The sequence below is a fragment of the Klebsiella sp. MS 92-3 genome (genome assembly GCF_000195655.1).
Lineage (GTDB): Bacteria > Pseudomonadota > Gammaproteobacteria > Enterobacterales > Enterobacteriaceae > Klebsiella > Klebsiella pneumoniae.
Genome location: NZ_GL882768.1, coordinates 3591 through 11263, shown reverse-complemented (window position 1 = coordinate 11263; position 7673 = coordinate 3591). Strand labels below are relative to the sequence as shown.

Genomic DNA, 7673 nt, shown 5'->3' with positions numbered 1-7673 from the left:
CACAGCTTACGATGCAGCGTCAGGGCGGCGTCATCCGCGCCAATCGCCACGGCCTGCTGGGCGACGATATCGCCAGCGTCTGCGCGGTTCACCATCCGGTGCAGGGTGACGCCGGTTTCGCTTTCGCCATTGACCAGCACCCAGTTCAGCGGCGCGCGGCCGCGATATTTTGGCAGCAGCGAACCGTGCAGGTTGAACGCCCCTTTCGGCGCCAGATTGAGGATCTCATCGCCCAGCAGGTTGCGATAGTAGAAGGAGAACAGCACGTCCGGCTTCATCTCGCGGATACGCTCAATCCACAGCGGATGGTTCACGTCTTCCGGGGCCCACACCGGAATACCCTGCTCGGCGGCAAGGCGCGCCACGGAGCCAAAGAAATGGTTTTCGCCAGGGTTATCCGGGTGGGTGAAAATAGCAGCGATATCATACCCGGCGTCCAGCAGGGACTGGATACCGGTGCAGCCCATATCGTGATAAGCGAAGACTACGGCTTTCATGAACGATCTTCCTCTTTAGATGCCGTTTCCGGCTGGCGAACAACACGTTGAATAAAGTAGCGGGGGCGGGCGCGCACGTCGTTATAGATGCGGCCGATATACTCCCCGAGCAGGCCCATACCGACAAACTGGGCGCCGATGAACATGAACAGCACGGCGAAGAGCATAAACACCCCTTCCGCCGCCCACTGCGGGCCAAAGGCCAGACGCAGCACCACCAGCAGCAGGCCGAAGGCGAAGCCCAGCAGGGCAATCACGCTGCCGAAAATGCTGAGCAGACGCAGCGGCGTGGTGGTCAGACAGGTCACCAGGTCGTACATCAGGTTGATCAGGCGCATAAAGCTGTATTTGGAGTCGCCGAATTCGCGCTCGGCGTGCATCACCGGGATCTCCACCGCGCGCCGGGCGAAGGTATTCGCCAGGATCGGGATAAAGGTGCTGCGCTCATGGCAGTTGAGCATGGCGTCGATGATATGGCGGCGGTAAGCGCGCAGCATGCAGCCGTAGTCGCCCATCGCTTTGCCGGTGGTGCGCTGGATCAGGCGGTTGATCATCTTCGACGCGGTTTTACGGAAGATGCTGTCCTGACGGTTCTGGCGGACGGTGCCCACCACGTCGTAACCTTCATCAGCCTTCGCCACCAGCCGCGGGATCTCCTCCGGCGGGTTTTGCAGGTCGGCGTCGAGGGTAATAATCAGATCGCCGGTTACATGGCTGAAGCCGGCCATGATCGCCGAGTGCTGGCCGTAGTTACGGTTTAACAGCACGGCGACGACGTGGCTGCCTTCCGCCTCGGCGGCTTCGGTGAGCATGCGCGCGGAATCGTCGCTGCTGCCATCGTCGATCAACAGAATTTCATATTGCCGCCCCAGGGTGGCGCAGGCGGCATCCGTACGACGAAGCAGTTCCGGCAGGCTATCCTGTTCGTTATAAACCGGGATAACCACCGAGACCTTCTTCACGGGAGGGTAAGTAAGCATATCAACGTCCTGACAACTGGCGCAGTGCGGAGATAACGCGAGTGACATCGTCATCGGTCATATCCGGGAACAACGGGAGAGAGCAGATGCGGGCGCTGTTCCATTCGGTATTCGGCAGGGAAACCTCAGGGAAGCGCTCGCGGTAATATTTTTGCGTATGGGCCGCACGGAAGTGCAGGCCGGTGCCGATGCCCATCGCCTTCAGCTTTTCCATCAGCGCGTCGCGGCTGATGCCGCACGCGGCCTCATCGACGCGGATGATAAACAGATGCCAGGCGTGCTGGTGATCCCAGGTCGGGACGCTCAGCGGTTTAAACGGCGTGTCCGCCAGCTCGCGCAGGTAGCGCTGGGCAATCTCGGTCCGGCGCTGATTGGCGTGGCTCAGTTTTTCCAGCTGGACCAGCGCCAGAGCGGCGTTGATATCGGCAAGGTTGTACTTGAAGCCCGGGGTGATCACCTCCGCCTGCGGCGCGCGGCCGTGGGTCTGGCGATCATAAGCGTCCACGCCCAGACCATGGAATTTCAGGCTACGGATGCGGGAGGCCAGCTCGTCGTCGTCGGTGACAATCAGCCCGCCTTCGGCGCAGGTCATGTTTTTGATCGCGTGGAACGAGAAAATGGCGGTCCCCTGCCAGCCCACGTGGCGGCCTTTATAATGGGTACCGGCCGCATGGGCGGCGTCTTCGATCACCGAAATGCCATGGCGCTCGCCCACCGCGCGAATGGCGTCGATGTCGGCTGGCGCGCCCGCGTAGTGCACGGGAATTATCGCTTTGGTACGCGAAGTGATCGCCGCTTCCACCGCGTCAGGGGTAATCATCAGATTGTCGTTATCGACATCGATCATCACCGGCGTGGCGCCCAGCAGGCAGATCATATTGAGAGTGGAGACCCAGGTCTGGGACGGCGTAATGACTTCATCGCCGGGGCCAATACCCAGCGCCATCAGGGTCACATGCATCCCGCCGGTCGCTGAACTGACGGCAATCGCGTGGCGGTTGCCGGTCAGCTGGCAGAATGCCGCTTCGAGTGCCTGATTCTTCGGTCCGGTGGTGATCCAGCCCGACGCTAAAACTTCACGCAGCGCAGCCAGCTCTGCGTCGCCCATCGACGGGCGCGAAAAAGGCAAAAAATCGCTCATCATCATCCTGTTCTGTAGATGACCCACGCACGAATCTGGGTCGTTAGAATAAAATATCCTGCGCCTGCGGACTTAAACGAAATTAAAATGAAGTGAGTTCAGCACGGCATTCCATTTCAGGGTATCTCGACCACTATTAATGTAGTCGACCTTGCTTAGGATAATATTAAGAAATTAATATTTCTTCAGAATAAGAAATAACTTATTAATAAACAGTATGATAGGAGTTTTTTATGGCAGAAATTTGACGGAGGAGCGTTCCTGTCACGAAAAAGAGAACAGGAACGCAATAGTTGAAATTAAACGAGAACTAAACCAGTTCACAATTTATTATTCTGTCATTGTCACGCTTAATGACAAAAAGTTAGCGTAGATCACAAAGTTATTTCTGCTGAATTACAAATTTGCAGGAAAATCCGCAGGCAATTCGCTCGCCGGGCAATTAATGACCTCGTCATTATCCGCGCCACAGTCGCGAATGAAGGTGATAGTGGCGAACTCGTCAATCACTTCCGTCGGGTAGGCCGGGCCGGCATCGCGATACGAATTCATCAGCGGAATATGGTCGTTCTGGAAGCAGATGGTTTTTTCCGGGTTATTCATGATCCAGCGCGGGAAGAAAATAGTGCCGTGGAACAGTTTGTCGCCCAGGTTGACGATCAGGCTGACGTCGGTGCCGGTCGGTTCGGTCCAGGAGATTTTGTAGATACTTTCCCCCACCCGCACAATGTACGCTTCCTGATCTTTCACCCAGCGATTGCCGACGATGCCGCTGTGAATACGGTAGTCGAGGGTGTGGCCATTTTTGACGTAAATCTCGTAGTTCCAGCCGTTGTCGTAGGTATAGACCAGATGTTTACCGATAAAGCCGCTGAGGTCATGTTTGTCGAAAGTGCTCATCATTTATTCTCCTCTGTTTTGTTGAGGACAGCATACGTCTTTAAAAAATGAATGAATAACGCTATGTTTGGATTAAATACATTCAAATTTTAGATTGATTATGCACAAGACAACCCTGGAGCAGTGGGCGTTACTCGAAAAGGTAGTGGAATTGGGGAGCTTTGCCAGAGCGGCGGAGGAGACCAATCGCAGTCAGTCATCGGTAAGCTATAACCTCGCGCTGCTGCAGGAGCGCTTAGGCGTGGCGCTGCTGGCGCCGTCCGGCCGGCGGGCGGTGCTGACGCCGGCTGGCGAACTACTGCTGAATCAGGTCAAGCCGCTGCTGCAGGCCTTCGCCTACGTCGAGACGCACGCCGCCACTCTGCGCAACGGGGCGCGGACCCGCCTGGATCTGGTGGTCGACAGTATTTTCCCGCGCCAGCGGCTGTTCGCGATTTTACGCCAGTTTCAGCAGCGCTATCCGCAGACCCAGGTCAGGCTCACCGAAGTGCTGGAAAACCTGGATGACGAGAGCGCGGCGCGGACGGAAGCCGATGTGATGGTGTTGACCCGCCGCCAGGATATTACCGGCCGCGGGGAGTGGCTGATGAATATTGATTTCATCGCCGTCGCCCACCGCGACCACCCTCTCGCCGCGCTGGACGGACCGCTGGAGGATAGCGCGCTGGCGCCGTGGCCGCTGGTGCGCATTGCCGATCAGGGCGGCGATAGCCAGGCGCCGCGAGACGCCTGGACCTTCTCCACCATTGATGCCGCCATTGATGCGGTGATGTATCAGGTCGGCTTCGGCTGGCTGCCGGAGGAGCGCATTCGCCCCCATCTCGACCAGGGCGTGCTGAAGCGGCTGCCCCTCAGCCATGGCGCGCGCCGCGCGACGCCGCTGCATCTGATCGTCAAGCGGGACCTGGCGCCGATCGACGAACAGGTGGCCACGCTGCTGGCGTTGTTCCGGACGCCCTGAGGGGTAAGGCGGCGCTGGTCGCCTGGGCGTAATGATACGATTTTCTTATACTTTCCGGCGCAATATTGATCCAGGTTACTCCCAAAGTATGATGAATCACTAAAATCGTCATACTTTCCTGTCGTTGAGATTGCCGTCTTGTCTATTATCCGCCTCACCCTGCTGGCGCTGGTCGCCTGCGTCCCTCTGCTGGCTCAGGCCGCGCCGTACCAGCTCACCACCGCCTGGCCGGTTAACGTCGGCCCGCTGAATCCCCATCTCTATACGCCCAACCAGATGTTTGCCCAAAGCATGGTCTATGAACCGCTGGTGAAGTATCAGGCTGACGGCAGCGTACAGCCCTGGCTGGCAACCCGCTGGCGTCACTCCGCCGACGGAAAAACCTGGTGGTTCACCCTGCGCGACGATGTGGCCTTCTCCAACGGCGAACCGTTTAACGCCCAGGCCGCGGCGGCCAATTTTCAGGCGGTGCTGGCCAACCGCCAACGCCACGCCTGGCTTGAGCTCGCCAACCAAATAACCGACGTGCGGGCCCTCAGCGCCACCGAGCTGCAGATCACCCTGAAAAGCGCCTACGCTCCCTTACTGCAAGAGCTGGCCCTGCCCCGCCCGTTCCGCTTCATCGCCCCCTCGCAGTTTATCGATGGCGGCACCGCCAGGGGCATTAAAGCCCCGATCGGCACCGGCCCGTGGCGGCTGGCAAGCTCGCAGCTCAATCAGCGCGATGTGCTGGTGCGCAATGAGCGCTACTGGGGTCGCAAACCCGCGCTACAGCAAATCACCATCAAGGTGATCCCTGACGCCACCAGCCGGGCGGTGGCGTTCGAAACCGGGGAAATAGATATGCTCTACGGCGATGAAGGGCTGCTGCCGCTGGACACCTTCGAACGCTTTCGCCATCACCCCGGCTACGTGGCGCGCCTGTCCGCCCCGGCGGAGACGGTAATGCTGGCGCTAAACGCCAGCCAGGGCCCGACCCGCGAGCAGGCGGTTCGTGAGGCGCTCAACTACGCCGTCGATAAACAGACCCTTGTCGATAGCGTGTTGTATGGCACCCAGCAGGTTGCCGACACCCTGTTTGCCCCCTCCGTCCCTTACGCCCCGCAGGATCTGACGCCGCGCCGTTACGACCCGACAAAAGCCCGCGCCCTGCTGGAACAGGCCGGCTGGCAGCAGCTGGAGGGCCAGCCCTGGCGACAAAAAGCCGGGCAACCGTTGGCGATTGAGCTGGCGTTTATTGGCACCGACGCGCTGGCTAAATCGATGGCCGAAATTATTCAGGCCAATCTGCGGCAGGTCGGCGTGCAGGTCACCCTGGTGGGCGAGGAGGAAAGCAGCATTTACGCGCGCCAGCGCGAAGGCCGCTTCGGCATGATCTTCAATCGCACCTGGGGCGCGCCCTACGATCCGCATGCCTTTTTAAGCTCGATGCGCGTCCCGTCGCATGCGGATTACCAGGCCCAGCGCGGCCTGCCAGACAAGGCACTGATTGATAAAGAGATTAGTGAAGTGCTGACCACCGGGGACGAGGCGCAGCGGAGAAAACTGTACCATGATGTGCTGACCCGTCTGCATCAGGACGCGGTGTATCTGCCCATCAGCTATGTCTCGCTGATGTCGGTCGCGCGCCAGGAGGTCGGGGAGATCCCGTTCGCCCCGGTGACCAGCGAGATCCCTTTCGACCAGATTACCCCGGTAACGCCATAATGCTACGCTATATTTTACGCCGCCTGCTGCTGCTGATCCCGCTGCTGCTCGCCGCCTCAGCCATCATCTTTCTGCTGCTGCGGCTCGGCGCCGGCGACCCGGCGCTGGATTATTTACGCCTGTCGAACCTGCCGCCCACTGAAGAGATGGTTGCCTCGACCCGCGAGCTGCTGGGGCTCAACCAGCCGCTGGCAATGCAGTATCTGCACTGGCTATGGCGGGCGCTGCACCTGGATTTCGGTCTCTCCTATGCCACCCAGCGCCCGGTGCTGGACGACCTGCTGCACTTCCTGCCGGCCACCCTGCTGCTCACCGGCGCGGCGCTGGCGCTGATCCTCGTCACCTCCCTGCCGTTGGGCATCTGGGCGGCGCGCCATCGCGATCGCCTGCCGGACTATATCGTACGGCTGATTGCCTTCCTCGGCGTCTCAATGCCCAACTTCTGGCTGGCCTTTCTGCTGGTGATGCTCTTTTCCGTGCATCTGCAGTGGCTCCCGGCGATGGGGTATGGCGACTGGCAGCACCTGATTTTGCCCGCCGTCTCCATCGCCTTTATGTCGCTGGCGATCAACGCCCGCCTGCTGCGCGCCAGCATGCTGGACGCCGCCAGCCAGCGTCACGTGATATGGGCGCGGCTGCGCGGATTGAGCGCGCGCCAGGTGGAGCGCCGACATATCCTGCGCAATGCCACCCTGCCGGTGGTGACCGCCATGGGCATGCACATTGGCGAGCTGATCGGCGGCACCATGATTATCGAAAATATCTTTGCCTGGCCCGGGGTCGGCCGCTACGCAGTTTCCGCCATTTTCAATCGCGATTACCCGGTGATCCAGTGCTTTACCCTGATGATGGTGACGGTGTTCGTGCTGGCTAATCTGGCGGTAGATGTGCTTAACGCGGCGCTCGACCCGCGCCTGCGCCGCCACGAGGAGGTGAGCGCATGAGAGGGCTACAAAGCTTTCGCTGGCCGGTAAAACTGGCCATGCTGGTTATCGCGCTGCTGGCGGTCATCGCCATCGGCAGCGGCTGGTGGCTGCCCTGGGATCCAGCGGCGATTGACCTTCAGCAGCGGCTGCTACCGCCGGGCGCAGCGCACTGGCTCGGCACCGATCATCTCGGCCGGGATATTTTCTCACGCCTGCTGGCCGCCACCCGCGTTTCGCTGGGGGCGGTGATGGCTTGTCTGCTGCTGGTGCTGCTGATCGGCCTGGCGGTCGGCGGCTGCGCCGGACTGCTGGGCGGCCGCGCCGACCGCGGCCTGATGCGCATCGCCGAACTGTTTATGACTTTTCCGACCTCGATCCTATCGTTCTTTATGGTGGGAGTGCTGGGTACCGGGCTGACCAATGTGATCCTCGCCATTGCGCTGTCGCACTGGGCCTGGTACGCCAGAATGGTGCGTAACCTGGTGGTTTCCCTGCGCCAGCGCGAATTTATCCTCGCCGCCCGTCTGAGCGGCGCCAGCCAGTGGCGGGGGGGGGCGGGGC

Annotated in this window: 7 protein-coding genes and 1 pseudogene; 4 read left to right on the top strand and 4 right to left on the bottom strand. The window is 60.2% G+C overall.

Features of this window, described 5'->3' with window-relative positions; all coding sequences use genetic code 11:
- The 4 genes and pseudogenes from HMPREF9538_RS20605 to HMPREF9538_RS20620 form a co-directional block, all read right to left on the bottom strand.
- Positions 1-497, bottom strand: a pseudogene (locus tag HMPREF9538_RS20605) (formyltransferase family protein); the annotation flags it as partial.
- Positions 494-1477, bottom strand: a complete 984-nt coding sequence (gene arnC, locus HMPREF9538_RS20610; protein ID WP_002921035.1) for an undecaprenyl-phosphate 4-deoxy-4-formamido-L-arabinose transferase — start codon at positions 1475-1477, stop codon at positions 494-496. The gene arnC and the pseudogene HMPREF9538_RS20605, both read right to left, overlap by 4 nt.
- 1 nt (position 1478) lies before the next feature.
- A complete protein-coding gene (gene arnB, locus HMPREF9538_RS20615) occupies positions 1479-2618 on the bottom strand; it encodes a UDP-4-amino-4-deoxy-L-arabinose aminotransferase (protein WP_004889389.1) in 1140 nt (379 codons plus the stop codon).
- A gap of 396 nt (positions 2619-3014) precedes the next feature.
- Positions 3015-3521, bottom strand: a complete 507-nt coding sequence (locus tag HMPREF9538_RS20620) for a phenolic acid decarboxylase (RefSeq protein ID WP_004181483.1) — start codon at positions 3519-3521, stop codon at positions 3015-3017.
- A 97-nt stretch (positions 3522-3618) separates the two neighbouring features.
- Between HMPREF9538_RS20620 and HMPREF9538_RS20625 the strand changes: the two genes are divergently transcribed.
- From HMPREF9538_RS20625 to HMPREF9538_RS20640, 4 genes are all read left to right on the top strand, one after another.
- Positions 3619-4479, top strand: a complete 861-nt coding sequence (locus HMPREF9538_RS20625; protein WP_004151421.1) for a LysR family transcriptional regulator — start codon at positions 3619-3621, stop codon at positions 4477-4479.
- A 138-nt stretch (positions 4480-4617) separates the two neighbouring features.
- On the top strand, positions 4618-6186 hold the full coding sequence (gene nikA / locus HMPREF9538_RS20630; protein WP_004181484.1) for a nickel ABC transporter substrate-binding protein: 1569 nt from the start codon (positions 4618-4620) through the stop codon (positions 6184-6186).
- The gene (nikB, locus tag HMPREF9538_RS20635) at positions 6186-7130 is read left to right on the top strand and encodes a nickel ABC transporter permease subunit NikB (RefSeq protein ID WP_002921105.1); all 945 of its coding nucleotides are present in this window, start codon (positions 6186-6188) and stop codon (positions 7128-7130) included. Before nikA ends, nikB begins: the two co-directional genes overlap by 1 nt.
- A partial coding sequence (locus tag HMPREF9538_RS20640; RefSeq protein ID WP_009484375.1) for an ABC transporter permease subunit occupies positions 7127-7673 on the top strand: 547 nt, incomplete at its 3' end. The genes nikB and HMPREF9538_RS20640, both read left to right, overlap by 4 nt.